This window comes from Streptomyces sp. NPDC042638 (assembly GCF_040647235.1).
GTDB classification, from domain to species: Bacteria; Actinomycetota; Actinomycetes; order Streptomycetales; family Streptomycetaceae; genus Streptomyces; species Streptomyces rameus.
This window is the reverse complement of the sequence record NZ_JBEZBT010000073.1, coordinates 1-24774: the sequence shown is the minus strand read 5'-3', so window position 1 is coordinate 24774 and position 24774 is coordinate 1. Positions and strand designations below refer to the sequence as shown.

At 69.5% G+C, this 24774-nt stretch carries 21 protein-coding genes, 5 pseudogenes and 2 riboswitches; of the genes and pseudogenes, 11 read left to right on the top strand and 15 right to left on the bottom strand.

Annotated elements, in window-relative coordinates; translation table 11 throughout:
• Positions 1-37: 37 nt before the first annotated feature.
• The 3 genes and pseudogenes from AB0B40_RS34685 to AB0B40_RS34675 all read right to left on the bottom strand — a co-directional run.
• Positions 38-549: pseudogene (locus AB0B40_RS34685) on the bottom strand (alcohol dehydrogenase catalytic domain-containing protein); the annotation flags it as partial.
• Between the two features lie 72 nt (positions 550-621).
• Positions 622-1254 (bottom strand): NAD(P)H-dependent oxidoreductase, encoded by a 633-nt coding sequence (locus AB0B40_RS34680; RefSeq protein ID WP_345050223.1) that lies wholly within the window; start codon positions 1252-1254, stop codon positions 622-624.
• A gap of 206 nt (positions 1255-1460) precedes the next feature.
• Positions 1461-1730 (bottom strand): hypothetical protein, encoded by a 270-nt coding sequence (locus tag AB0B40_RS34675; RefSeq protein WP_362267491.1) that lies wholly within the window; start codon positions 1728-1730, stop codon positions 1461-1463.
• An 82-nt stretch (positions 1731-1812) separates the two neighbouring features.
• On the opposite strand from AB0B40_RS34675, the pseudogene AB0B40_RS34670 reads away from it, so the two are divergent.
• Positions 1813-1899 (top strand): annotated as a pseudogene (locus AB0B40_RS34670) (TetR family transcriptional regulator); the annotation flags it as partial.
• Between the two features lie 80 nt (positions 1900-1979).
• Here AB0B40_RS34670 and AB0B40_RS34665 read toward each other — a convergent pair.
• Positions 1980-3077 (bottom strand): helix-turn-helix transcriptional regulator, encoded by a 1098-nt coding sequence (locus tag AB0B40_RS34665; RefSeq protein ID WP_362267497.1) that lies wholly within the window; start codon positions 3075-3077, stop codon positions 1980-1982.
• 712 nt (positions 3078-3789) lie between these two features.
• Here AB0B40_RS34665 and AB0B40_RS34660 point away from each other — a divergent pair.
• A pseudogene (locus AB0B40_RS34660) lies at positions 3790-4012 on the top strand (IS5/IS1182 family transposase); the annotation flags it as partial.
• A gap of 72 nt (positions 4013-4084) precedes the next feature.
• Here AB0B40_RS34660 and AB0B40_RS34655 read toward each other — a convergent pair.
• The 7 genes and pseudogenes from AB0B40_RS34655 to AB0B40_RS34625 all read right to left on the bottom strand — a co-directional run bounded on the left by AB0B40_RS34655 (position 4085) and on the right by AB0B40_RS34625 (position 15673).
• Positions 4085-4807, bottom strand: a complete 723-nt coding sequence (locus AB0B40_RS34655) for a PIG-L family deacetylase (protein WP_362267489.1) — start codon at positions 4805-4807, stop codon at positions 4085-4087.
• Positions 4808-4880: 73 nt separating this feature from the next.
• Positions 4881-5387, bottom strand: a complete 507-nt coding sequence (locus tag AB0B40_RS34650) for an NUDIX hydrolase (protein ID WP_345050216.1) — start codon at positions 5385-5387, stop codon at positions 4881-4883.
• A gap of 46 nt (positions 5388-5433) precedes the next feature.
• Positions 5434-5619: pseudogene (locus tag AB0B40_RS34645) on the bottom strand (phosphotransferase); the annotation flags it as partial.
• A 184-nt stretch (positions 5620-5803) separates the two neighbouring features.
• Positions 5804-6880: a hypothetical protein gene (locus tag AB0B40_RS34640; protein ID WP_345050210.1), complete on the bottom strand. Its 1077-nt coding sequence runs from the start codon at positions 6878-6880 to the stop codon at positions 5804-5806.
• A 39-nt stretch (positions 6881-6919) separates the two neighbouring features.
• Complete coding sequence (locus AB0B40_RS34635) at positions 6920-10366, bottom strand: hypothetical protein (protein WP_362267487.1); 3447 nt, start codon at positions 10364-10366, stop codon at positions 6920-6922.
• Between the two features lie 36 nt (positions 10367-10402).
• A complete protein-coding gene (locus tag AB0B40_RS34630; protein WP_362267485.1) occupies positions 10403-12646 on the bottom strand; it encodes a hypothetical protein in 2244 nt (747 codons plus the stop codon).
• An 87-nt stretch (positions 12647-12733) separates the two neighbouring features.
• Positions 12734-15673, bottom strand: a complete 2940-nt coding sequence (locus tag AB0B40_RS34625; protein ID WP_362267483.1) for a DUF6603 domain-containing protein — start codon at positions 15671-15673, stop codon at positions 12734-12736.
• An 809-nt stretch (positions 15674-16482) separates the two neighbouring features.
• On the opposite strand from AB0B40_RS34625, the gene AB0B40_RS34620 reads away from it, so the two are divergent.
• The 6 genes from AB0B40_RS34620 to AB0B40_RS34595 all read left to right on the top strand — a co-directional run bounded on the left by AB0B40_RS34620 (position 16483) and on the right by AB0B40_RS34595 (position 20301).
• Positions 16483-16887, top strand: coding sequence for a hypothetical protein (locus AB0B40_RS34620; RefSeq protein ID WP_362267481.1), 405 nt, complete (start codon positions 16483-16485; stop codon positions 16885-16887).
• Complete coding sequence (locus tag AB0B40_RS34615) at positions 16884-17276, top strand: hypothetical protein (protein WP_345050190.1); 393 nt, start codon at positions 16884-16886, stop codon at positions 17274-17276. Before AB0B40_RS34620 ends, AB0B40_RS34615 begins: the two co-directional genes overlap by 4 nt.
• 171 nt (positions 17277-17447) lie before the next feature.
• On the top strand, positions 17448-17759 hold the full coding sequence (locus AB0B40_RS34610; RefSeq protein ID WP_362267479.1) for a hypothetical protein: 312 nt from the start codon (positions 17448-17450) through the stop codon (positions 17757-17759).
• Positions 17760-17782: 23 nt separating this feature from the next.
• A complete protein-coding gene (locus tag AB0B40_RS34605) occupies positions 17783-18085 on the top strand; it encodes a hypothetical protein (protein ID WP_362267478.1) in 303 nt (100 codons plus the stop codon).
• A gap of 122 nt (positions 18086-18207) precedes the next feature.
• Positions 18208-19164 carry an endonuclease/exonuclease/phosphatase family protein gene (locus AB0B40_RS34600; RefSeq protein WP_362267476.1) on the top strand — a complete coding sequence of 319 codons (957 nt, stop codon included), beginning with the start codon at positions 18208-18210 and terminating at the stop codon, positions 19162-19164.
• Positions 19165-19317: 153 nt separating this feature from the next.
• Entirely contained in the window at positions 19318-20301 is a 984-nt protein-coding gene (locus tag AB0B40_RS34595; protein ID WP_362267474.1) for a peptidase, read from the top strand.
• A 90-nt stretch (positions 20302-20391) separates the two neighbouring features.
• On the opposite strand, the gene AB0B40_RS34590 is transcribed toward AB0B40_RS34595, so the two are convergent.
• The 4 genes and pseudogenes from AB0B40_RS34590 to AB0B40_RS34575 form a co-directional block, all read right to left on the bottom strand.
• Entirely contained in the window at positions 20392-21141 is a 750-nt protein-coding gene (locus tag AB0B40_RS34590) for a CbtA family protein (RefSeq protein WP_345050177.1), read from the bottom strand.
• A gap of 22 nt (positions 21142-21163) precedes the next feature.
• Positions 21164-21382 (bottom strand): CbtB-domain containing protein, encoded by a 219-nt coding sequence (locus AB0B40_RS34585; protein WP_345050175.1) that lies wholly within the window; start codon positions 21380-21382, stop codon positions 21164-21166.
• A 36-nt stretch (positions 21383-21418) separates the two neighbouring features.
• Positions 21419-21562, bottom strand: a riboswitch (cobalamin riboswitch).
• A 108-nt stretch (positions 21563-21670) separates the two neighbouring features.
• Positions 21671-21796 (bottom strand): annotated as a pseudogene (locus AB0B40_RS34580) (enoyl-CoA hydratase); the annotation flags it as partial.
• A 148-nt stretch (positions 21797-21944) separates the two neighbouring features.
• Positions 21945-22304, bottom strand: a complete 360-nt coding sequence (locus AB0B40_RS34575; RefSeq protein ID WP_362267495.1) for a (2Fe-2S) ferredoxin domain-containing protein — start codon at positions 22302-22304, stop codon at positions 21945-21947.
• A 99-nt stretch (positions 22305-22403) separates the two neighbouring features.
• Positions 22404-22526, bottom strand: a riboswitch (cobalamin riboswitch).
• Between the two features lie 364 nt (positions 22527-22890).
• Between AB0B40_RS34575 and AB0B40_RS34570 the strand changes: the two genes are divergently transcribed.
• The 3 genes from AB0B40_RS34570 to AB0B40_RS34560 all read left to right on the top strand — a co-directional run.
• Complete coding sequence (locus AB0B40_RS34570) at positions 22891-23229, top strand: antibiotic biosynthesis monooxygenase family protein (RefSeq protein ID WP_345050172.1); 339 nt, start codon at positions 22891-22893, stop codon at positions 23227-23229.
• Positions 23226-24113: an NAD(P)-dependent oxidoreductase gene (locus tag AB0B40_RS34565; protein WP_345050170.1), complete on the top strand. Its 888-nt coding sequence runs from the start codon at positions 23226-23228 to the stop codon at positions 24111-24113. Before AB0B40_RS34570 ends, AB0B40_RS34565 begins: the two co-directional genes overlap by 4 nt.
• Positions 24110-24774 (top strand): amidohydrolase family protein (locus tag AB0B40_RS34560; RefSeq protein ID WP_362267472.1); only part of this gene is annotated, 665 nt, incomplete at its 3' end. The genes AB0B40_RS34565 and AB0B40_RS34560, both read left to right, overlap by 4 nt.

Genomic DNA, 24774 nt, shown 5'->3' with positions numbered 1-24774 from the left:
GTAGGAGAGCGTGGTGGTGACCCGTGCTGCAGCTCACCTGTGTGGTCTTGTCCTTCCAGAACCGGTGGTCCTCGGCGCAGCGGTCGATGACCGCTTCGGCTCCCACGGAGCGGCGGACGGCCGCCTTCTGCGGCGAGCAGACCACACAGATCGGGTTCGCTCCCCCGGCGAGCGCCAACTGGGGCCGCACCTCAACTGGTTGGACTTCACCAGCGCCAGCTCAGCGAGGCCGCCGAAGTTGGTCTCGAAGACCCGGATGCGCTGCTCTGGATCGAGCATTGTGTCGTCGTGGCCGTCGGAGCTCTCCAGCTCGACGGAGAGGCAGTGCGCCACGACCCGGTCCCCGGGGCGCCACCGGTTCACGCCGGGGCCGGTGCGCAGCACCACCCCCGCCAGGTCCGAGCCCAGTACGTGGTACGGCAGGTCGTGGCGCCCGGCCTGCTCACCGAGGCATCCGTAGCGCTCGAGGAAGCCGTAGGTCGGCGCGGGCTCGAAGATCGAGGACCACACGGTGTCGTAGTTGATCGCGCTCGCCATTACGGCGATCAACCCGCCCGCGGCCTCCAGCGGGTTGCGGCAAGCTGGTGACGGACTCCTAAGAGATCTGCGGGCATGCAGGCATCAGGCGGCGAGCTTCTTGAGCGTCTCCTGGGCGGTTGCCAGGGACTTCTCCCCCAGCGGCTTGAGCTCCGCCATGGCCGGCACGATCGCGGCCAGGGTCAACTCGGCGTGCACAAAAGTGAGGTTGTCCGCGAGACCGATCGCCTTCAGGATGTGCCGCAGGTACGGCTCCTGGTAGTCCTGGCCCTCGCGCGGGGTCCCCGGAGCGTAGGAGCCGCCGCGCGCGGTCACCACGATGACCGTCTTGCCGCTGAGCGGACCGGAATCGGCCCCCGGGAGGATCGCGTGGGCCGGGCTGACCAGCAGGTCGATCCAGGATTTGACGTTTGACGGGATCGTGTAGTTGTACATCGGCACGCCGAGCACGATCGTGTCGGCGTCATGCACTTCAGACACCACCGTGTCGACGAGCGCCTTCTCCTCGTCCGTCTGACCGTGATCGCGGCTGGGGTCCAGAACGTACTCGCGCACGGGATGGGTGAGATGCGGGATGGGCTGGGCGGCCAGGTCGCGGTAGACATAGCCGGCGTCAGGGTGGTTCTGCCGCCACTGGGTCGCGAAATACGAGGTCAGCTGACGCGACGTGGAACCCTCATGACGGATGCTCGCATCGATGTGAAGAAGAGAAGACACAAAGACCCCTGAAATTCGCTGGGCAGTTCGTCAAGACCGCAGTTGGTCCACGAAACCGAGAGCTGACCCACACCACACTAGACAGTGCGGTCTTCGCGAGGCATCCCCTGGTCTGGTAGCTCCTGACCGAAGGCATGAGACCCATGAAGTGTGGTCGGAGCGCTCGGCCAGGTGAGCGGGCTGATCGTCGGGGCGAGATCATCGGGTCAGCGTTGGACTTCGGTCACCCAGCGGCGGACGGTGGAGGCCGAGACAGCGTTGCCGCCGGCCATGTCGGCCAGGCGCTGGTCGTGCCGCAGGATCGACAGGACGACGATCGCCTGGCTGCCCGGATCGAGCTTGCGCCAGCGGGTGCCCAGCTCACGGCGCCAGCGGCGTATCAAAGTGGCGACGAGGTCGATGGTCCGCTTCGACAGTGGCAGACGGACCTGGTAGACAGCGTCCTGAGCGCCCTCGGCGGACGGGTTTGTGGTCACACGCGAACCAACTCCCGCTGGAGACCCTCGCGTTACGGGCAGAACCAGTCCGTCCGGATCGGCACCAAGCAGCAGCGTCGTGGCGCTCTACGACAACTTCAGGACCAAGGAAGAGATCACCGTCAGCCTCTTCGAGGAGGTGACGCAGCCGGTCCGGGACCTGATCGAGTGAGGCAGGGACCAGCCGCACAAGCTGGAGAGTTGAGAGCTGGACGCCTCTCTCGGCGGCACAGGAGTCCTGCCCGTTGCCTACGCGGTCCTGCCGTCACCCGTCCGGAGGCCACCCTGAAAACCCCCAATATTGGTCCAGTCCCTGGCCAGTTCCACACGTGAGGAGATCTGCAGCTTGCAGAATATTTTCTTTAGATGGTAGGCCACAGTATGAGGGGATATGAAAAGGTGTTTAGCCGTCTGCGTGTTGGTCATTCCTTGTGCTACCAGTTGAGCCACCTTAGCTTCTGTCTCGGTGAGATTCGCGATCACTGACGGTGGGGTTGCGTGCCAACGGGATTGGTGGTGCCTAACACCGAGACCCCACAGTCTCTTCTTGATTCGCAAGGCATCGAGCGGGGCTCCCGCCTTGATATAGGCGTCAGCGCTCTGCTCAAATATTCTTATGGCCTGGTCCTGTTGCGACCGCTCACGGGCCAAGAACTTTCCGATGTCTTCTATAGTCGAAGCTCGCGCCCAGGGGTGGACCTGCGTCTTCGCAGCGAGCCGGAGATCGACCAAATTTCGCTCGAATAGACTTTGCGCGTGGAGGGCTGAAGCGGCTAGCGCATGGTGCTGCGGGTTCATTTCAGCCAGTTTCTGAGCCAGCTTCACTGCTTTGTGCGCCGTCGGCTTCCGGTCGAATTTCAGCGCCAGCCGCACGATCCAGGGGGCGGCAGCCGACTGTGACAGGAGTACGCTCCTGCTGACCGGGCCGAAGTCGACGAGTTCCTCGATGACTGGTGCGACGCCCTCGGCTCCCCTTTGGGCTTCGCGTATCCGCACGTTTACCCATGCGCACTGTCCCGCCAGCAGGGTGAGACGCCCCATGAATGCGTCGTCGGTTATCATCTGCATGTGCGACGAAGCCGCATTCACTTCTGCACGCCGCAAAGCGATCAATGCCAGGATGAGGTGACTCGCGATACGGATTTCAGAGTCACCCTCGGCTTGCGCAAGCACCTGGTCACTCAGGGCCGCTGCCGCGTCCAGGTCTCCGGCCATGAAAGCCAGGTGTGACCGGGCCAGCGAGAGTCCGGCCGGGGAGATCGCCGGGCCGAAGAGACTGCTATTCGGATTCTCTGGATGGTAGAGGAGTTTCGTTACGCGTTTGAATTCTCCTCTCCTTGTCAGCACGAAAGCCAACCACATTCTAGTACGCAGGTCACAGTCGCATGAAGAGTCAGGGGCTGTCTTGGCAGCAGATTCTTCAGCAAGATACAGACTGCGGTCGGACCAGCCATTCAGCCAGAGAGCTATCGACTGTCGGATGAGTTGACATTTTGCGCATGTTTCAGCATTGGGAAATATGCGCGCAGAATCCGCCAGAAATGACCTTGTCGGCATTTAAAATCCTTCCCCCGTCACCTCAGCGAGCAGGCTTTCAGGTTCGATTTAAACTTTCAAGCGCCCTTCCTGGCCATCATGGCTTGATGTGATCGCTCTCGACAACGACCGTAAATATTTGACCGAGCCGTTTCAAACCTGCCACTCCAGGGTAAGGAGGGGGCCGCGGCGATTGACGGCTAAGGCCCTCTTCGAAGGCCTAGAAGCGGAACGCGCCGTCGGCGGTCAACGACGGCTCACCAGCTCCACAAGCTCGCTCCACGAAGTCGATCACTCAAGTACCCACCGGTTCCGCCTGCGTCGACGCCTGCATCTTTACGCGACTCAACTCGGCTCAGCGTGCGACCAAGTGGGACCGCTCTTCATCGACATAGGGACAGCAGTCCAGCAAGAGACCGCACTGCCGTTCACAGACCAGCTGCACTGTTCCGGCGCGTGGTGCCACCAGCAGAGGTGAAGCGTCCGCAGGTTGGGGGCCGACGGCGAGCGGGTGACCGCGAAACGCTCGCTGCGGTGGCCACTGACCGGAACAAATCCGACCGACCGTGGCAAGTTGGGATCGAAGATCCACCTCGTCACACCTGAAGCCGCTTGTGCGCGGGATCCCGCCCATCCGCTCCCGCCGCGGCCCCCGCCCCAGACTCCCTGCCAAGCTCCACGCCGACAAGGGCTACGACTACGACCACCTGCGGAAATGGCTCCGTCACAGGGGCATCCGCCACCGCAACTGCGGCCCTCATCTGCCACCGCCGACTCACCAAATGAACCGGCATCTTGCTGCCGACCGAAATTCTTCGTCACACGCGGGTGTAGTACTCGGTGCCGATGACGCGCTCGCGGGTCTCCTCCGGGAGGCGGGCGAGGATGCCGGGCAGGGCCCGCTCCCGCTGGACCTCGCTGCGGTGGGCCAGGATCGCGGCCCACTTCCGGTCGATCCACGGCCGTACGTCCACGGTGGCGGTGACGTGGGCGTCCGGCACACTCAGCACGGACTTGCCGGCCTCGCCGAGGAGTTCGCGCAGCTCCGTCACGGCCGAGTGAGGGTGGGTCGCCAGATGGACGGCGTCGGGCTGCCATGGCTCACCCGCCTCCGGGTACAGCTGACCGAGCCCGGCGGCGGCCACCGCCAGGATGGTCATCCGATGGGTGTAACGGTGATCGGGATGCCCGGTCAGCTGCCCGTAGGCGTCATGGGTGACGACGATCCGGGGCCGGACCTCCCTGATGTGGGCGACGAGGCGACCGACGGCTTCCTCGACCGGCACATCGCACCACCGTGTCCGGCCGGGAGCGGAGGCGGGGACCCGGTGGTCCGCGTATCCGAGCAGGCGCGGTGGCTCGGAGACCCCGAGTGCCGTCAGGGAGTCGGCGAGTTCACGGGCGCGCGGACTGCCGGGCGCCCAGGTGGCCGTGACGACGGCCGTACGGGCGCCCGCCGCGGCGTGCTGGGCGAGGACACCGCCGGCGAGGAGCGCCTCGTCGTCGGGGTGCGCGAACACGGCGAGCAGGCTGGACGGCACGGCTTCCTCCCGGGGGATCCCGACGGATTCTCGGCGGACCGCGGCCCCCTGCGGTCCTGGACCGGCTCCACGCTCAGAGCTTCCCCCAGTCCCACGTGTCGAAGTACCCGGCCGTGCCCGTCCGGCGGGCCTCCGTCACGGCTGTCAGTCGCGCGAAGTCCTGGACCGGCATCAACGGCCGCCATTCCTCCAGGGACAGCACGCGGATCTCGTCGTGCTCCTCCGGGTCGAGGGTGATGCCCCGGATCCGCGCCTCGCTGAGGCGGCCCCCGTCGAAGATCATGCCCATGGTGCTGTACGGCCACTCGTCGCCGGGCAGGCCGTAGACCGCGGCCAGCAGCCTCGGCGGCCCGGTGACCGTGATGCCGGTCTCCTCATGGCACTCCCGCACAGCCGTCTGCCAGGGCCGCTCGCCGGGCTCCATCGTGCCGCCGGGCATCTGCCAGGGGTGCGAGGGGCTGTACGGGGCGTGCAGCTGGACGGGCCGGTCCTGTTCGTCGGTGAAATGGATGCAGGCGAAGCCGGTCGCCTTCATCAGTTGCTCGGCGTACTGCTCGGGCGGCAGCCAGGTGCGGCTCACTGCGTCTCCTCTCCCCGCCGGCTCCGGTCCGGGAGCCGGGTCGTGTGCGCCCGGCCCACGCGTCGCCGAGCCGGACCGGGTCCCGCACCGCGGGACCTGGTTCACTGCGCTCGAAGTCGATCACGGCCGCGGAACCGTCGTCGGTGCGCAGGAGGTTGCGGAGCTGGAAGTCGCCGTGGGTCTCCATCCACTCCGGCGGCGGGAGCGTCGCCGCCCGGTCCAGCAGTTCGCGGACGGACTCCTCGTCCCCCGCTGCGTGATGGGGCCGGGGCGCTGTCGTGGATCAGCCGGGCCAGCCCTCCCTCGAAATGGAACCAGCCGAGGCCGAACTCCAAAGCCGCTCCGGCGTCACTCGGCTGCCGGACTCACGCTGGTCCGAGATCACTCTCAGCCGAGCTTCAGGAGGACGAAGGAGATCAGTCATAGACAAGGCTGCCGTTGCCGAACGGATACCAGATAAATGTGCCTGTCCCAACGGCGGAGGGGGACCCCCAATCGAAACTGATCCGCGAACCTTTCTTGACGGGGATGGTGCAAAAAGCATCGCAACCGCCGAGCAGGAATCGATCGGCGCCAGGTTCCTTGAGCCAGATGTTCAGGTGTTTTTCCCACACGCTGACAAGCAGCATTCCGTCCGTCTCGGCCACTGCCCCCTCGCTCCACTTCGGAGGGCGCATTTTCTGCATCCCAAGAAGGTTGGCCTCTCCGTGAACTTTGAGGTTCCTGACTTCGAGGTCCGGGCGGTTGACAGTGACGTAGGTGTTGATGGTGCGTTCGGCGGTTCCAGTGCCTTGTTGGACACGGCCGCGGAGGTAGAACATGGTGTTGCGGCGGACGTTTTTTACGCAGTACCTGCTGTATTCGGTGACTTCGGGCTCAGCGTCTTCATACAGCAGATGGTAGGTGGCTCCTTCGGAGGCGTCCCATTCGAGGGTGACGTCGTCACCGTTTTCGATGTAAGCGGAGTCGGGTTTGAGGTTGCGCAGGTAGAACCCGGCGGGGAATTTCCCGATGGACAGTTCCTGCGTTTCGGTCTTCCAGGTTCCGGTGCCCGGCTCACGCCATTTGAGTTCGACGACGACGGGGGCGGTGCCGACCTGACGGTTGACGCGCAGTTTGTTGAGCTGGAGGGTGAGGCCCTTTTCGGGGGTGATGGTGGCGTGGCCGGTGCTGGGTTTGAACAGGATGCGTTCATTCGCGGCGTCAGCGGTGGCGGTCCAGCCGGTGAGGTTGACCGACGTCTGCATGCCGGTGTAGTCGAGGACGAGTTGCCAGGCTTCGGTGCCGATGGGCACGCGGACGGAGATCTCGTTGGTCTCGATGGGGTCCGGTGAGATCCGGCTGCCGATGATGATCAGGTCACCGGTTTCGACGGAACCGGCCGGGCTGACGGTCAGGGGGTCGGGCACGGTGGTGAGGGAGTACTGGAGCTGGCTGCCGAAGTCGGCGTCCGTCCCCGGAGTTGCGGCGGTGGTCTGCGTGACGATGCCCATGGTGCGGTGGCCCTTTCTGTTGGGTCAGCTTCTGTCGGGTCAGCGGGTGTTGTCGGCGGCGTCGTTCAGGACGAGGTAGCCGGAGCGGATTTCCGGGCTGCCCAGGGGCAGGTCGGCGGGGTCGGGGACGGTGACGGGCAGGGTGCGCCAGTTGCCGGTGGCGTCGGTGGGTTCGGTCCAAGTCCAGATGCCGGTGGCGGTAGCGGGCCGGGGCATGACGGCGGCTGCCGGGTCGGCGGTGACGGGGGCGAGGAGGGGGCCGGTGCGGAAGCAGACGGCCATGCGGGCCAGGGCGTCGGCGGTGTAGCGGGCGGGGACGTGGACGGAGGAGACGGGGAGGATGTCGGTGGTGGCGTGCACCGGGGCCCGGGGGTCGAGCAGGAGGGTGACGGTGGCGGTGCTGGTGCCCTCGAAGGCCAGTTTGAGGCGTTCGCCGTTGCCGATGGGCCGCAGGTAGCCGCCGTGATTGCCGGCCGGGTCGGTGATGGTCTCCAGGTGGGTGTAGTCCTCGTTCTGGACGTAGGCGACGAGGCCGTCCTGGGTGTTGGCCGGTTGACCGAGTTTGGTGATCCATTCCCATGGCGGGAGCTGTGCCGGGTGCTCGTGGGGGTCGAGGACTTCGTTCCAGCCGAGGGAGGTGCGGGCCGGGCCGCACAGTTGCAGGTCGAGGCGGGCGCGGACGAGGGCCAGGGGGCGGCCGAGGAGGAAGCCGAGGCTTTCGTCGTCGGGGCCGTCGGGGTCGATCGTGACCAGGGCGTCGTCGATGGTGGCACGCACCGCGTCGAAGACCGCGGGGTCCTGGCCGGCGATGGCGGCCATCAGGTGGTGGGTGTGCGGGGAGACTTGGGCGAGCTGGTCCAGAGCGGCGATGGGGGATCCGGGCAGGGGCTCCCAGTGGACGGCCTTCGTTTCGTCGGGGCGCATGATGGTGCGCAGTTCGCCCCATGGGCGGCCGGCCGGGTCGTAGACGGCGAGGGTTCTGTCGAGGCGGTTGGGCAGGATCCACGCGCATACCGGGTTGGTGCCGGAGGTCAGCTCGGTCTCCTCGTCCGCGGTGGCGCCGAGGAAGTCGAAGCCGAGGCGTGCGGGCTGCAGCAGGCGGGGGGAGAGCTCGACGAACCGGTGGGTGTCGGAGGATTCGACCGGATGCTCGGGCACCATCGTCCGCGGGCGCTGGTACTCGAAGTGGCGGGGGTTGTCGAGCAGGTTGACGGCGCGGCCGAACCGGTCGACGAGCATGAGCTGGGTGAAGGCGAGCTGGCCGGTGCGCAGTTCGAAGAAGGGCGAGGAGGTGACCTCCGGGGGGCGGCCGGGCCAGCCGGTCGTGACGGTGCCGGGCCGGGGCGCGTACTGGTCGTGGTTGCCGATGAGGCCGGCGATGGCCCCGGTGGGGGTGAAGGTGGCACGGGGGTCGCGCTGGTCGAGGTAGGCGGAGAAGCCGTCGAGGCGCTGGGAGAGCATGTCGAGGGTGCGGACGTCTTCGCGCAGGCCGGCCAGGTCGGGCAGGTCGGTGCGGCCGGCGGCGTGGGCGGCGAGTTTGCCGTCCAGGTCGTGTCCGGCGGTGGGGGCAAGGATCTGGCGTCCGGTGATGACGAAGGCGTCCGAGGTCTGTCCGGTGCCGTTCCAGTGGTAGCGGTTGTCCTTGAACGTCCAGTGGGTGCCGGACTCGTCGCGGTAGGGGATGGCGGTGTAGTCGACGGCCCATTGCAGGAACAGCGGCTGCCAGGGCTGGCTCCACGGCTCGGTGCCGTACTCCGGTAGCGCGCCCTCGGCGGTGGACAGGTCCAGCCCGGTGTCGAGGGCGTGGTCGAGGAGGAAGAACTCCGTCAGCAGGGCGCTGGTTTCGCCGGGCAGGTTGGCGGTGTTGACCTGCGCGACCTGGCTGGTGACCGAGGCCGCGGTGAGGGAGCCGATCTTGGTGATGAGCCGGTCGGGGGTGCGGCACGGCAGGCACGTGCCGCGGGTCATGGGGGCGTGCAGGTGCGCGCCCTGGAGCAGCAGGACCGGGTCGGCGGGGTGCTCGTAGGGTGCTTTGGGGGCGCGCTTGAGGATGCGTGAGGTGCGCAGGCCCTTGTCGACGGCGAACTGGGCCGCGGCGGTTTCCAGTCTGTCCGGTGTGGTGCCCCAGGGGATGTGCTCGCGCAGGTCGTCCACACGCCGGGCCAGGGCCGTCACGCGGCCCGCCGCGCTGTCCGGGCGGGCGGGGTCGAGTTCGTCGGCGATGCGGTCTTCGAAGTCCGGGGGGAGTTTCTCCGCGCGGGAGAGTGCCCAGAGCACGTACAGGCGCTGTTGGGCGGTGGCCAGTTCCTGCTCGGCGGCATCGTGTTCGGCCTGGGCCTGGTTGAGGTCGGCGATGACCTGCTCTTCGGCCGCCCGCACCGCGGCGCGTTGTCCCGGTGACAGGGCCGCAGTGTTCTCGGGGGTGTCGGTGCGGTCGGCCAGGTGCCAGGTGTAGCCGGCTGGTGCCGGGCCGAAGCCGGAGCGGTGGGCGGCCTGTTCGGTGATCTCGTCGCCGTCGGTGCGGTCGAGCTGGTCGAGCGTGCCCAGTGCGAACGCCCGTACCAGGCGGGACTCGTCCGCCGTCAGGGAGCTGGGGCCGTCGGCTTCGTCGACGAGCGCGGACATGGCCTCGGCGGTGGAGTTGCCGATCGCCACCGCCACCTCGGCCGGGTCGGGCATCCCGGATGGCGGGAGGGGGCCGTCGGGCCGCCAGTCGATGCCCAGCACACTGCCCGCGTACAGGGTGCGGGAGGCGCTGCTGGGCGCGCCGGGAGCCAGCCACTCCAGCTCGTCGAGGAGGTCTGCCAGGCTCTGGCCGCCGCGGCGGGCGAGGATGTCGCTGCCTTCGTCGGCGTGCCAGCCGATCACCCGGTAGCTGATCCGGTCCGCTCCGGTGACGTCGTCGAGGGTGTCGTGGAGGGAGAAGACGTTCTCGTTGTAGGGCTGGTAGACCGAGAAGGTCAGCAGGCCGGGCCCCAGCGCGGTCAGGTACGGATCCGGCGCCTCGTCGGGTTCCCGCCACGGTGTGCCGGTGGTCAGGTCGTGGCGACGGCCGATCTTCGTGGCGGTGGGCACGTCGAGGTGCGGGTCCAGGTAGGAGACCGTGCCGGTGGTCATGCCGAGGTGGTCGCTCTCGACGATCCAGGCCCGTGCCGTCTTCGAGGTGCTCTGGTGGCGCACGACGAGCCAACGGTTGGGGACCAGGGGGAAGTCCTCCACCCCGCGTTCGGTGTCGTGGCGTCCTCGGGTGAGGGCTTCGGGGAGCTGCCACTGCACATACGCCCCTCGGCGTTCTTCCTGGCCGGGCCAGGGGACGTCCGGGAACGGTGCCGGCTCGGGCGGCATGCTGTGGTCGGTGAGCAGCGTGAAGTTGGGCTGCCAGCGCTGGTAGATGAAGGTGCCGTCGCTGTGCGGAGGGTTGCCGTTCACCACCATGGCGGCCACTTCGACCGGGACCACCAGGGCGTTGCTGCTGCGCGAGGACATCTGGTCTGCTTTCCTTCGGGAAGTGCCGGAAAGAGGTCAGGGGCGGACGAAGAACTGCAGCTGAGGTGCTTTGACCATCTGCAGGGCGAACTGCGCGGACGACAGCTCCGCGACGTTGTGGGCCTGGGCGAGGGCGGGCAGCAGAGCGTCCCCGGTACCGGCGATGTTGAGGACGTCATGGCCGCCAGGGCGCAGGAAGCGGCTGAAGCGGTCGTCCCCGGGAGCGTCGGGGAATTCACCCATGGGCATGCCGATGTCCGGTCGGGTGATCTTGCGCAGTTCGATGGTGCCCAGGTCACCGAAGCCGAAGTGGATCCCTTGCGGGGGCTCGGCTGCGGTAAAGGTGTCGATCACCTGCGGGAAGAGCACCATCAGCACGTGCGTGCCGAACGTCGCGGTGCGCACCGGCTCCACCGGACGGTTGTCGAGGAAGGCGGTGTAGAGGGTGTCGGGCCATCCCTCGACCAGGTCGGAGTGGAGCAGTACGCCGCAGGCGGGGGCCGGCCGCACCCCGCGCGCGAGTTCGTTGAGGTCGGAGTCGAGGGTGTGGCCGATCCCGACGCTCAATGCTCCGTCGACCGCCGCCCGCACCCAGCCCGGATCGATGGAGAAGAAGCGGATGCTCTCGCCTGGCAGCATCCGCTCATCGGGGACCAGGTGTTCGAAGGGGATCATCTCCAGCACCGCGAGGCGGTCCAGCCAGGCGGTGACCGGATCCATCTCGGTCGCGGTGGCCGCGGCGATGACCTCGCGGACCTCGGCGCGGGCCAGTGCGGTGTGCAGCGAGCCGGCCGTCGGCACGCCTCCCGAAGAGGCATGCGGGGTGGGGGTACGGCGGCGCCCCGCGGCCACGTCCGCACCCGCCCCGGCCAGTGCGCGGGCCAGCTTGCACCCCTGACTTCGTGCGCCCTCTCCCGAACTTCGTGCGCCCTCTCCCGAACCGTTCCCGTCGCTGGTCAGGAGCTTGTCGAAGGCGTCGCGGGCCAGATCACGCCTGAGCAAGGACGCGGTATCCGCGGTGACGGCGCGCCCGGAGAGTTCCGGGTGCGTCAGCAGCCGGCGGGCAGCACTGCGGGCGGCTTTGCGCCAGGCCAGCAACTGCGTGCGGAATTCCGGGTCGGCCAGGGCCAGCGCGCGGCCCAGAGCGAAGGCGGAGGCGTATCCGGTGTCGTAGACCCCGTACTTCTCCAGGTAGACCAGGGCCTCGTCCCCGGACTCCCGCCGCACCCCGCCCACGGGATCCGGCAGTGCCTGGGCGGGGGCAGCGGTCAGCGGCCCCCGGTAGAACGCGGCCGTGCGCTCACCGGAAGCCAGCCGCTGCGGCAGAGCGGTCGCGCCGGTGGCGATCCGCTCCAGCGCCTCGCGCTGTACCGGTGTCGGGTCTGCAGGGGCGCGGGCGGGCAGGCGCAGCAGCGGGTCGGGGTCGGCGGCCAGGTTATGGACCAGGTCACCGAAGCCGGTGCCGCTGTCGGGCTCGGACTCGAAGACCCATGAACGCAGCGACACCAGCCGCACCCCCTCGGCCGGCACCGATGCCTTCGCGACGAGGAGGTCTTCGTGGCCGTCGAAGGAGACCAGATGGGCCACGTGCATCCCACCCGCCACGTCGGGGAAGCGATTGGCGACCACCACCGCCTTGAGCTCCTCATCGTCCGGGGGCGGGGTGGCGCCGCGGGTGGCGTCCGGCGGGCCGCCCTCGCGCACATGCGCCAGCGCCGCCATCTCTTCGGGCAGCGGAGCGATCGCCGTGAACAGCTCACCGGGAACGAGGATGGTCGAACACACCAGATCGACCTCGTCCGCGAAGAGCCACTCGGGTTCGATCTGGGGCCCGCACCCCGGCAGTGTCTGCCCGCTGTCCAGACGTCCGGCGAGCAGTTCGCGCACCCTGCACGCGTCCACCCGCCCGATCGCCTGAGGATCCCCGGGCAGTTCGTGCTCACGGAAGACCAGCAGGGCCAGCCACGGCACCGACGGCTCCTGCTCCGCCAGCGGGCGCAGCCACGGCACGCCCGGGGTGGTGAGGGTGACGTGCGGCAGCACCTGGCTGTACAGCCCCGTGGAGCCGGGCAGCGGATAGCAGGCATGCACGTCGTCGCCCGCGATCGCGAACCTGAGCCCGCGCACGTCGAACCGCTGGACGCGGTCCGGCAGCGCGTCCGCGGTGTTCACGCCGCCGATCGACTGCTGGGTGGTGAGGGTGTACTTGCCGGCGTACAGCGAGGGGATGCGCTGGTCGAGGAACCGGGTCCGGTGCTGGACCGGAGGGGTTGACGGCACAGTCACTCCAGTGGGCTAGGGCGGAGGTCGGCAGCGCGCGGGGCGTGGTGGCGCAGGCGGATGCGCCACCACCGCGGTGCCGGAGGATCAGGCGGGGACGAGCATCGGGTCCGCGGTGAACGCCGTCTCGGCCGCCGTCCTGTGCGCGGACAGATCCGCGTCCACCGGGCCGAGGTCAAGTCCGAAGCCGGCCAGGGCCTGGACCAGTTCTGCCCGGTCGGCGGTCTGCTCCCGCTCGGCGACGGTCCGCACGATCCTGGCGATCACCCCGCCCGGCCGTTGCGGGGCCGGTCCCACGGGTGAGGCGTCCGGGTCGAGGGGCTGGGTGCCGTTCCCGTCGATCGGGTCGAACGTGAACGCTTCCTCGGTGATGTAGCCGGTGTCGTGGCCGTAGTCGGGCCCGGGAGAGGTCAGCGTCACCCCGGTGAGCTGGGCGGGGATGACCTGCTGGCCCGGACCGGGCAGCGTGTCGCCCTTGCCGGTGCCCCACAGGGCCTGCGGAACGGCGGCGATGCCGCGCGTGCGCTCCCAGGCGGCCAGATCGACCGGTTCCCCCTGGAGGGTCAGCGAGACTCGCTGGATGCTGGAGAGGTCGGTGCGTCGCATCGGGCGGATGTTGAGCTTGCCGCCCGTCTCTGCCGGGTTGCCGCCGGACGGGGTCAGGTACAGCTCGCTGACCGGTACGGCGGAGTCGGTGGAGAAGGTGAACCCCGCGGACGAGACCTGCCACGCCTGTTCGTCGCTGCTGCCGCGGGTTTCCCCGTCCGGTGCCTGGGGGCGGTCGGCGAGCAGGCCGGCGCCCGGCAGGACGCGTACCGCGGTCTCGGGCGGCGGCAGCATCGTGCGGAAGTCGGACCAGTCCAGCGCGTTGCTGTCCGGTTCGCGGCTCTTGCCGAAGCCGATGGTGAAGGAGATGAACCACAGGTGGATCTTGGCCTTGCCACCAGTGGGCGGCCCCCACAGGCTCAGCGAGACCCCGACCTCCACCGTGATGGTGATCCGGACGAACCAGATCTTGACGCTGGCCTGCACGCCGACCGAGACTCGCATGCCGACGTCGAAGTAGAACGGCCGCCACTGGATGAGCGCGTCGACCCTCGCGGTCAGCCACGCGCGCAGCGCCCCGGAATGGAAGCGCACATCCAGCATGCCGCCGGCCATCACCGCCGCCGGCGTCAGCGCCAGATACGCCTCCCCCGACACCGTGACATCGCCGGAGAGGTCCCAGTCGAAGCCGAGCCGGGGCACGAGCGGGTAGTGGTCGGGCCGACGGTAATTGCGGTGGTAGCCGCCGACCGTGACGACGAAGTCACCCTTGTTCGGGTTGGAGCCGAACCAGGTCTTGAACGCCACCCCGCCCCGGAGCCTGCAGTTCGGGTCGAGCACGAAGGAGTTGGGGGTCAGGGCGGCGGACAGGCTCAGCTCGCCCGCCTTGGGCTTGAGCAGCGCCTCCAGCCCGATCTCGATGTGGGCGTATTTGCGCTTGCCCGGCTCTTTGGGGAAGCTCATCCCCGCCACCCCGAGCAGCGCGAACGTCAGGTCCGCGCCCGTTTGCAGGGCCAGCATCGCCCGTCCGTCCAGCCGCTCGGAGATGGTGAACGCCATCCCCGCCGCGATCCACAGCGGATCGTCGCTGCCCTGGGCCGGGGTGATCCACGGCCTCTCGCCGCTGACGAGGGTGTCCAGGACCTGCAGGGGATCCGCGGTGCCGTCAGGTTTCGCCCCGATCGAGCGCGGGTCGTCGAGGGCTTGGACGAACGGGAACTCCGGTACGCTCTCCGGCCCGTCGGGCAGGCGCAGGTTGCTGCGCCATCCCATGCCGCCCGCGATGCCGCGTACCTGGAACGGCGGCGGTCCGATCCCCTTGTCCGACGTCAGGGCGCCGAAGGCGAAGAACGACGGCCGTGCGTTCTCGCTGGGGGCGTAGGCGGCGGCGATCGCGCTGCCGGTCAGCGTGCCGGTGTCCACCAGCAGCACCCCGCCCACCGCCAGGGTGTGTGGAGGCTCGGCCTTGCGTGCCGCGAGACCACCGCTGATCGACAGCGGCGGCTTGTCGTACGTCACCGCCTTGGACTTGCCGTCCGCCAGATTCCCGAAATCGATGAACCCCCGCAGCATCACCTCGTCCACCGGACCGCCGAAGGTGAAGCCGGCCCGTCGCCGGCCGGCCGGCGCACCAGGAGCGAGGACGACGAACCCGTCGGCAGTGGACACCGCGTAGGGCACCCGGCGGATCCCGACCCGATGCACCTCCGCCCGCTCTCCGGCGACATGCGGGACGGGCATCGGGCGGCCCAGGCCGTCCCTGCGCGACGGGTCTACCTCACGACGGGCCCGCTCAGGCCGCACCGGCACCAGCACCGGTCCGCCTCCCGGCCCCATCCCGGGCAGGACCAGCCAGGTACCTTCCGGCAAGCCGTCGTCCGGCGGCGCGGGCAGTTCCACGTTCATGCCGTCGGCCGCGTCCAGCAGGGCACTGAGCTGTTCGGCCGTCAGGTCCTGGTCGGTGCACAGGGTGTGCCAGGCCCCCGAAGAGGCGGCCAGCATCCTGCCGGTGCCCGGGCGGGAGAGCACCGTCACCTGACCGTGTTCGCCATGGCCGGTGACGACTGTGGCACCGGCCCGCTGCCGCAGCACCAGATGACGGACGGCAGCCGCTCGCGGCAGGCACGGCACTGCAAGGCCCATACCGCGTCCCAGTAGCTCACCCGCCGCCCCCGGCGCCGGCAGCTCCACCGTCAGCCGCGCACCGGTGACCACCTGGCCGCCGTCGTACTCGAAGGCCACCCGCACCGGCACCTCGACATCCGCCAGCGCGGTCGGGGCCGACCCGGTGAACGACAGTGTCTCCGCATCCCCCTCCCGCCATACCGCCCGCAGCACTCCATCGGCGAACACCGGACGGAACCCCGCACCATCCCCGAACAGATCACCGGGCACTTCCACCACGCGCCCCGCACCAGAGCCGTCCACGCCCCCGTACAGCCGCTCCCGCAGTTGTTTCACCCGGATCGTCACTGAACCCACGCCTCCTCAATACGCAGCCTGACGAGCAGAACCGCCTCGTTGGAACGACCACAACCGATCAGCGGCAGGTCCGCGTCGAGCAGCCCCAGCCATGCGCCGTGTCCATGCGCCGGACAAGGCCGCACGGATACGAAAGCGAGGCGGATTCCGACCGCGGACGCCGCGCTCGCAGGACAGCCGCAGATACCCGGACGGAGAAACAGAGCGACACGCCACCCGGGCACAGCGAACAGCCAGTGAGTGAAACATTGCGTACCGTAGCAACGGCTGCGACCGAGAGATCACCTTTCTATGCGAACGGCTGGAAAGGTCCCATAGGCGCTAACCGTCCTGTGCCTACCGGCCAGGCCGCCCGGTCCCCACCCTGTGCAGGAGCGCTGGCCGGGAACCGTGGCACACCAAGGGAACAGCGAAGCGACCCCACGAAGTGACGTACTTCCGGCCCAAGGAGATCTGGTCGCGCCCACCGCTTTCGAACGCGTTTCCTGCACGAACCCGCCGCTCACGCGGCCGGATCTGGACACTGGTGTCACGGGGTTCCACGCTTGCGGCGTCCAGGACGGACAGAACCCGCGCGCCTACGATGGCGGCCCGGCGAAGGCACTCCTCACCGCCAGGGGCCCCGTCAACGGTCACCGCACTGCCCCGCTCGGCCGGCCGGGCGAACCCCGAGTGAGCGTGCGGTCGTCCCATCCGCCGACGGCTGGACCGAACTCACCGGATTCGTCGAACCGCGCTAGCTTGTTCGCGACTTCCTGAAGGGGGGCGGTATGTTCCCAAGAAGTAGGGAGACGGGAGGAAAGGAGACCATGCAGACGGACCTGGATCTGCACCCGGACGGTGACGGCTTCGTCGCACGGCTCACTCCGCACGCGGCGGGCGCCATGCACGAGGCGCTGAGCCATGTGGGTCGAGGAGGCGCCTCGGACGCCTGTCTCACAGTGCTGCTCGGCACCGACCGGGCTGCGGTCGGCGAGCTCATGGAGAGGCTTCACGGCCCGCACACCGAGCCGCTGGAACTGCGGTTCACGCTCAGGGAACTGCACACACTGCTCAGCGCGCTGACCAACGCACCCACTCAGTTCGTCTCGCCCGAAGGCATCTTCTTCCAGGAGCCCTTCTTCATCCGCCTGGGCTTCTACAGGCAGAACTTCGACGCCTTGGCACGGGCCATCGCCAACGCGGTCTCCCACGCACTCGAGGTGAACTCGTGAGGACACGCGTCAGACTGCAGCGCGACGGACAGGACCTCGTCGCGCGCTTCACTCCGAACCAGGCCGATATCATCCACCGGGTACTCACCCTGCTGGGCAGCAGCGACGCGGCGAACACCTCGCTGACGGTGCAGACCGGTACGGACAGGGAGACCGTGACCGGACTCGCCGCACGGTTCGCCGGCGAACATGCCAGGTCCTTTGACATGCCGCTCACCGTGGTGGAACTGCACACCGTGCACAGCGCGTTGACCGCCGCCCCGCTGCTGTGCCTGGAAGGCCCGCACCGGATGTTCTCGGAACAGAAGTTCCATGAACTGACGGGCAGCTTCCGGGAACACTGCGATGCACTGGCGTTCAGCCTCGTGCAGGAGACTGCCGGCATGTGACACACCCCCGTCACGACCGGCGAACCGGCCGGAGAACCTTCGTCGCCGGAGGCGGGTCCCGTCGGCGCCGCCGGGCGGGTCGTCCGAGGCACGGGACCGTTGCGGAGGCCCCACGCGTGCCTTACGGTAACGCGCGTCAACCCCGAACTATCCTTGGGGAGTTGATAAGACATGCTGTCCCGCCGAAGCACCCTCGCCGTCGCCGCGGCCACCGCGGCCCTCGCCCTGACGCAGACCCCGGCGCGTGCGGCCGTCCCGCCGCAGCACGCGGTCATCGTCTGCCAGAGCGCGAGCTTCTACGCCAACTACAACAGCTCCACCGGCCCCACGGGCCTCGCCCGCACCCTGGCCCACGGCGACAAGGTGGGCCACACCCCCGGCGCCCACCCCGTCTACAACGGCTGGGCGGCCACCTTCGACTACGGCCCCGACGACTGGGGTTACGTCCGCTACGAGTGCATCGGCGGCTACAACTCCTGGTGAATCCCGGCGGCGAAAGGACTTCCATGAGGACTCCCCTACCGGCGTCGAGTGCGCTCCGCGCGGGCTCCGTCATCGCGGCGGCGCTGGGTGCCGCGGTCCTGCTCGGCACGGTTCCGGCAGCAGCCGCGAACGGCACCGTCGGCGTCCGCGAGACGGTCTGCGCCGACGACCTCTACGTCCGCACCACCCCGCTCGGCGCGTGGACGGGCACGCTCTACAAAGGCCAGACGTTCCTGGTGGAAGGCAAACAGGGCAGCTGGGTCCACGGCTTCGCCTACGGCGACATCAACCGCCGCGGCTGGGTCCAGGACGGCTGGTTCTGCTGACGCGGTCGCGTCCGGCTTCCTCGTACGGCTCCGGCTCGTGGTGGCGGGAGGGCGGCGTGGCGTGGTCCGCCACCGCGAGACCGCACGCCGCGCAGCCTCCCACTCCGCATCTGGAGGGTTCAGTGGACCGCAAGAGCCGACGGCTCGCTCATCGCGCGCTGGTCACGGCCGTGCTCACCGCCACCGCCGCCCTCGGCTCGGTGTCGCCGGGCGCGACCGCCGTGGGCCGGACGGCCGACCCGGGACCGACCCCCGCCGGCCCGCACAGCACGCACAGCACACACAACACGCACAACACGCACGACACGCACAACACGCACAACACGCGTGTGCCGCTGCGCGTGGCCACCTACAACATCCACGCCGGCGCGGGGGAGGACAACGTCTTCGACCTCGGCCGGACGGCGGCGGCGATCCGGGACCTGCGCGCCGACGTGATCGGCCTCCAGGAGGTCGACGTGCACTGGGGCGCCCGCAGCGACTTCACCGACGAGACGCGGGAACTGGCCGCACGGCTGCGCATGCGGTTCTTCTTCGCGCCGATCTACGACCTCCCCGCGGACCCGGCGGGCGGCCCACGGCGGCAGTACGGCGTCGCGGTGCTGAGCCGCTTCCCGGTGCGCGACGCGCAGAACCACGAGATCACCCGGCTGTCCACGCAGACGCCCGACCCGGTGCCCGCCCCGGCGCCGGGGTTCGCCGAGGTGACCATCAGGGTCCGGGGCACCCGCGTGCACGTGTACTCGACCCACCTGGACTACCGCAGGGACCCCTCGGTCCGGCGCGCCCAGGTCGACGACATGCTGGCCGTGCTGGCGGAGGATCCCGGTCCGAAGGTGCTCCTCGGCGACTTCAACGCCGAGCCGAACGCGCCCGAACTGGCCAAGTTGTGGGGACCGTTGCGTGACGCCGCACCGGGCGGTGGCAAGACGTATCCGGCGGTCGACCCGGTCAGGCGCATCGACCTCGTGACCGTCTCACCGGACGTCATCGTGACCGGCACGCACGAGTCCGGGACGACGGCCTCCGATCACCGCCCGGTGGTCGCGGACCTCCTGGTGCGTCACCGGCGCCACTGAGCCGGAAGGCGGCCCGGCCGAAACCTCTTTACGTGCTCCTGACAACCCCGCGTTTCCATGGCACCCTGCCTCACGCACGTCCGTCCGCACCGTTCTTCGTTCCCCCACCCTGCCCGGACCCGACCAGTCCCGGCACGGCAGAAGGAGAGTCGCGTGAGACGTCATCGCACCGCCGTGGGCATCCTGTTGACCGTCGGAGCCGTGTTCACCGGCGGCCTCGTCCAAGCCGGGGCCGCCGACGCGGCCCCGGCCCCGGCACCTGCCCAGACTCCGGCCGCGGTGCACACCGCGTCGGCGACGGAACAGCACAGGGCCCGCACCTTCTGGACCGCCGAGCGCATGCGCGAGGCCACCCCCCTCGATCCGGAACTGACCGAACGTGCCGCCCTGACCCTCAAGGCCCCGACGTCGCACGGGAGTGCGAGCACCGTCGCCGCCACCCCCGCCCTCGCCTCCTTCCCGCAGGCGGGCGGCCCCTGGACCGGCGGCGGAGCCGTCGTCACCACCTCGGGCCGGGTGTTCTTCACCTTCCAGGGGCGCACGGCCTCCTGCACGGGCGACGCCATCACCAGCCAGAACGCCAGCACCGTCATCACGGCCGGGCACTGCGTGAAGTACCAGGGCAGCTGGCACACCAACTGGGTCTTCGTGCCGGGCTACGACAACGGCAACGCGCCGTACGGCCAGTGGACCGCGGCCAAGACGCTCACGACCCCGCAGTGGGAGGCGAGCGAGGACATCAACTACGACGTCGGAACCGCGGTCGTGGCCCCCCTGAACGGCAGGACGCTCACCTCGGTCGTCGGCGCGCAGGGCATCCAGTTCAACGGCGGCTACAACAAGCCGATGTACTCCTTCGGCTTCCCGGCCGCGTCGCCGTACGACGGCACGAAGCTCATCTACTGCAGCGGCGACAGCTCCAAGGACTTCCTGTTCTCACAGGACCACAGCCTCGGCTGCAACATGACGGGCGGGTCCAGCGGTGGTCCGTGGTTCACCGGCTTCAACGAGGCGACCGGCACCGGCCTTCAGGTCTCCGTGAACAGCTTCGGCTACACGTTCCTGCCGAACCGGATGTTCGGGCCGTACTTCGGCGACGTGGTCAAGGCCCTGTACGACAAGGCGCAGACCTCCTAGCGTCCGCTGCGAACCGGTCGCCGTCGGTCCGGCAGAACGGCGGAAGGGCCCCCGGATGGTTCCGAAGGGCCCTCCGCCGTGTGGAAGGAGTCAGCGCGCGGCCGGAACCGCCCGCCCGGCGGCCGTCGCCGGCCGGGGGTTCAGCAGCCGCTCCGCCAGTTCACCGAAGGCCAGGGCGAAGCCGCCCCACAGGACGGCCTGAATGGCCAGCGCGGACAGGCGGAACCGCCACAGCAGGGTGGCCGGGAAGTCCTGCGGCACCTCGTTGACGGCCGGCAGGAACTCGTACGCCAGCCCGATCACGACGGCGAACGCGGCCACCGCGACCACGGTCGCCCACCAGTTGCCCAGGCCGGGCGCCAGCCACTTGCCCAGAAGTGTGGCGGCGACGGCGAGAAGGACGCTGAGCACCATCATCAGGAAGTACAGGGTGGTCCGCTTGCCGATGGTGTCGGGCTCGCCGACCGACGGCGGGTTGGCCGGGTACTTCAGGAACGGCACGACGTAGACGGCGAGAAGGGCGCAGCCCGACAGCAGCAGCGCCGTGGCGCGCGGGCCGAACCGCCCGACGCGGCCCAGCGCGAAGCAGAAGGCGAGCGCGGCGACACCGCCGAAGGCGACCCCGTAGACCAGGACGCCGGTGGCGAGGCCGGCGGTGGACTGCAGGGAGCGGGAGACGACCTCCATCTCATGTTCGTGGGAGTGGGCGTCCTCGAAGCTGATCGCCTTGTCCACGCTCGGCTCGCCGAGGAGATAGGCCGCGATCAGGGCGAGCACGCCGGCCGCGAGGCCGGCGAGCATGCCCCGCACGAGGAGGTTCCGTACGGTTGCGGAGTTCATGGTGGAGCGGGTTCCCCTCGCGTCAGTGGCAGGGGAAGCCGAGCAGATGGCGGGCGTCGTGGACCCACTCGTGGACGTCCGTGCCGTTGAACACGGAGGTGGCGCCCTGCTCGGCGCCGACGAAGTAGAGCAGGATCAGCATGAGGACGCCGAAGAACACCGCCCAGGGAGCTATCGCCTTCAGCGGCAGCTTGGCGGGAACGGCGGGGGTGGCTGTCGGCTGGGCGACGGTCTGCGCCATGGCAGGACCTCCTCTGGGAGTTCGCGTCCCATCTCGGTGGTGCACAGGACGACGGCCACGGGTCTGACTCACGAAGCGCCCAGGGGACGCCTCGCACACAGTGGCGCGACCGTGCCGGGTTCTCACCGGCTTCCGTCTCGCCGTCGTCGATATCGGACAGACCGTACCGCGCGACCGGCACATGGCCAAGACCGCGTCCTCCCGCGGTGATCTTCCTCTCGCGGCGGACGGTCCCGGTGTCCGCGCGCCGGCGGCGGAACTCGCGGACCGTCCACCGCAAGGGGGGCCCACGCCCTCCTTCCGGCCGGCGGTCCCGAACACGGCGCGACAGCAGCGCCGTTCGAGGCGGACACCCCCCGCGTGCACGGTCCCGAAGAGCCGCCCGACCGCCTCCTTCGCGGTCATCGCCGTCGGCGCCTCATCGACGTCATCGCCGTCATCGCCGTGGGCACCTCATCGCCGTCATCGCCGTCGGCGCCGTCGGCATCCCGCGACGCTCCCGGCGACGGCCGGCGCCCCGACGGCCGGACCGCGGCCGTCGGTCTCCTCGCCGGCACGGGCCTCAGGGCTCCGCACGGCGCCGCGGCGGCGTGAAGGCGTACAGGTCGAGGATGTCGGGCCGGGAGGCCACGCCCGGGCCGCCGGCCCGCACCCAGGTGACGATGTCCTCAGTGGCCTCGGCGTCGTTGACGAGCCCGAGCCAGACGGGCCGCGCACCGGCGGCCCGGCCCGCGGCGGAGGGCTGTACGACGATGACGTTGGCCTGGTCGCACACGTCGAGGCACTCGGATACGCGCACCGGCACCGCCGCCCGTAGCCGCGCGGTCTGCGCGGCGTGGTCGACCCCGGTCACCTTCGGGCTGCCACAGCAGCAGTCCCGGCACACGACGACCCGGCACGGCGCCGGACCACCGCCCGGCACGCCCCCGCCCGGTCCCTCTTCCGTCGGCCGCTCGGCCACGCCGCACCACTCCCCTCCCGGGGAGATCCGCCCCGGTGTTCCGTGAGGAGGCGACCGCGTGAGTCTCCTGGCTCCCGGGTCGCCGCTCGTCCCGCCTTCCCACCCCGGTCGGGGCGGTGGCCTGGTGGAGCTCGCTCACCGGTCACAGTGGCGGGACCGCGCCGGATTCACACCGGCTTCCTCGGACCGCCGTCGCCTTATGTCGCCGGTCATCATTTCATCAGCCCGCGCCGCGCCATCACGCTCCCTCAGCGGAAGAAGACGACCGACCGGAGCTTCGGGCAGCCGCACAGCACCAGCACGCCGTCCCCCGGCCCGAGGCCCGCCGCGTCACTCGAACGGGTCAGACGCGCGGACTCGTCCGGGCACCCCCGCCGGCGTCCGGCCGCCAGGGCGGCGGCACAGGCCGGGACTCACCCGAAATGACCAATCCGGGCAGGCGCAACCCTTGTCGCCACTGGCCCCTCCCCCATTCGGAGTTGCAGCCGTACGGGCGACATGAGTCCGTGGGAGTCGTGTCCCACCGGATCTCACTTCAGGAGGAGACATGGGCACCAACCACCAGGGCCAGACGGCCGAAAAGCTGAGCGTCGTCTTCGCGGTCCGCGTGATCGAGGGCGGCGAGCAGGGATTCCTGGATCTGTACGAACAGCTCCGGAAGTCCGTGGCCGGCACCCCCGGCCACATCGTCGAGCGGCTGGGAGCACCCGCCGACGACTCCCGTCAGTGGGTCATCACCAGCGAATGGCGGACGGCCGAGGACTTCTTCGCCTGGCAGCAGAGCGAGGAGCACCGCGAGCTGGTGGCCCCGCTGCGCCAGTGGGTCGACCAGAGGCAGTCGATGCGGTTCCACGTGATCAAGGAGACGAAGGGGGTGGCGTCGTGACGCGGACCAGCCACGGCCCCGTCGCCGTACTCGGCCTCGGCGCCATGGGCGCCGGGCTGGCCGTACGCCTTCTCGACCAGGGCATACCGGTCCGGGTCTGGAACCGTAGCGCGGACCGGACCGCACCGCTCGCCGAGGCGGGCGCCTACGTCGCCGCCGACCCCGCCGACGCCGTCGCGGGTACGAGCGCCGCCATCTGCGCCGTCGCCGACGGCGAAGCCCTCGGCAGCGTACTGCGCGGACCCGGCGGCGCGCTGACCAAGGGCGCCTACCCCGGCGTCCTGCTCTGCGCCAGCACCGTCGCCCCCGAGGAGGTCGTGCAGATCGCCGGGGACGTCCCCCAGATCCTGGACATGGGCATGCTCGGCAACCGCGACCACGCCCGCGACGGGGAACTGCGGCTCTTCGTCGGCGGCGAGCAGCAGGCGTTCGACGCCGCCCGGCCACTGCTGCAGACGCTGGGCAAGGAAGTCGTCCATCTGGGCGCACTCGGCTCCGGCATGCGGATGAAACTGCTCCTCAACCTGCTGATGGGTATCGAGGTGCAGGCGCTGGCCGAGGCGACCGAGCTGGCGAGCGCCTGCGGGCTCGACCGGCAGCAGGTCCTCAAGACCATCGCCGGCAGCGGTTTCGCCTCGCCGGTCATGGCGTTCAAGTCCCGGCGCCTGGCCTCCGCCCGCTTCGACGAGCCGGACTTCCGGCTGCGGCTGATGGCGAAAGACCTCATGCTCGCTACCAAGCAGGCAGCAGCAGTCGGCCTGAGCCTGCCGCTGGCGACCGCCGCGGCGGAGACCCACGTCCGCGCCACCGAGCAAGGACTGGGCGACCAGGACTGTGCCGCGGTCACCCGCGCACTCGCACCGAAACCGGGAACCGATACGTGATCATCGACATCCACGGGCACCTGTCCCCACCGGAAGCGGCCAAGCGCTTCCCCATGCCCCCGAGCCTGACCGACGTGGACGGCATGCTCGCCGCCCGCGCCGCGGCCGGCATCGACCTCACCATCATCGGCAGCCCGGTCGGGGCAGGCGCGATGGCACGGGTGCCGGGCGTCGACAACTACGCCCAGCCCCGCGACCGGCTGCGCGGCTTCCACGCCTGGATGTCGGGCCTGATCCGCAAGTTCCCGGACCAGTTGCGCGGGTACGTCTACGCCAACCCGTTCGGGGACGACGACCACCTCGAAGGGGTGCGCGAGACCCTGGCGGACCCGGCCTTCGTCGGTCTGATCACCACGTCCAGCGTCCACGGGGAGCTGCTCGGCTCCCCACGCGCCGACTCCTTCTTCGCGCTGGCCGCGGAGGCGGAGGTGCCGGTCCTGGTGCACGCGCCGGCCGAACCGGTCGGCACGGAACGGGTGGACGGGATCGGTTTCGTCGAGCAGATCGGCCGCTTCGGCGACGTCACGATGGGCATGGCCATGATCGCGTTCGCGGGATGGCTGGACAAGTACCCGGGTCTGCGACTGATCGGCGCGACCGGCGGCTGTTGCCTCCGTTGTCGTTCCGCAGGCAATCAGATCGTGTTATTCGTCCCGAATTG

Bases quoted from the DNA above. Each gene is read 5' to 3' on its own strand.
- AB0B40_RS34590 (WP_345050177.1), bottom strand. From the start codon at position 21,141: ATGAACTCCGCAACCGTACGGAACCTCCTCGTGCGGGGCATGCTCGCC.
- AB0B40_RS34640 (WP_345050210.1), bottom strand. From the start codon at position 6,880: ATGGGCATCGTCACGCAGACCACCGCCGCAACTCCGGGGACGGACGCC.
- AB0B40_RS34605 (WP_362267478.1), top strand. From the start codon at position 17,783: ATGAGGACTCCCCTACCGGCGTCGAGTGCGCTCCGCGCGGGCTCCGTC.
- AB0B40_RS34620 (WP_362267481.1), top strand. From the start codon at position 16,483: ATGCAGACGGACCTGGATCTGCACCCGGACGGTGACGGCTTCGTCGCA.
- AB0B40_RS34585 (WP_345050175.1), bottom strand. From the start codon at position 21,382: ATGGCGCAGACCGTCGCCCAGCCGACAGCCACCCCCGCCGTTCCCGCC.
- AB0B40_RS34635 (WP_362267487.1), bottom strand. From the start codon at position 10,366: ATGTCCTCGCGCAGCAGCAACGCCCTGGTGGTCCCGGTCGAAGTGGCC.
- AB0B40_RS34570 (WP_345050172.1), top strand. From the start codon at position 22,891: ATGGGCACCAACCACCAGGGCCAGACGGCCGAAAAGCTGAGCGTCGTC.
- AB0B40_RS34610 (WP_362267479.1), top strand. From the start codon at position 17,448: ATGCTGTCCCGCCGAAGCACCCTCGCCGTCGCCGCGGCCACCGCGGCC.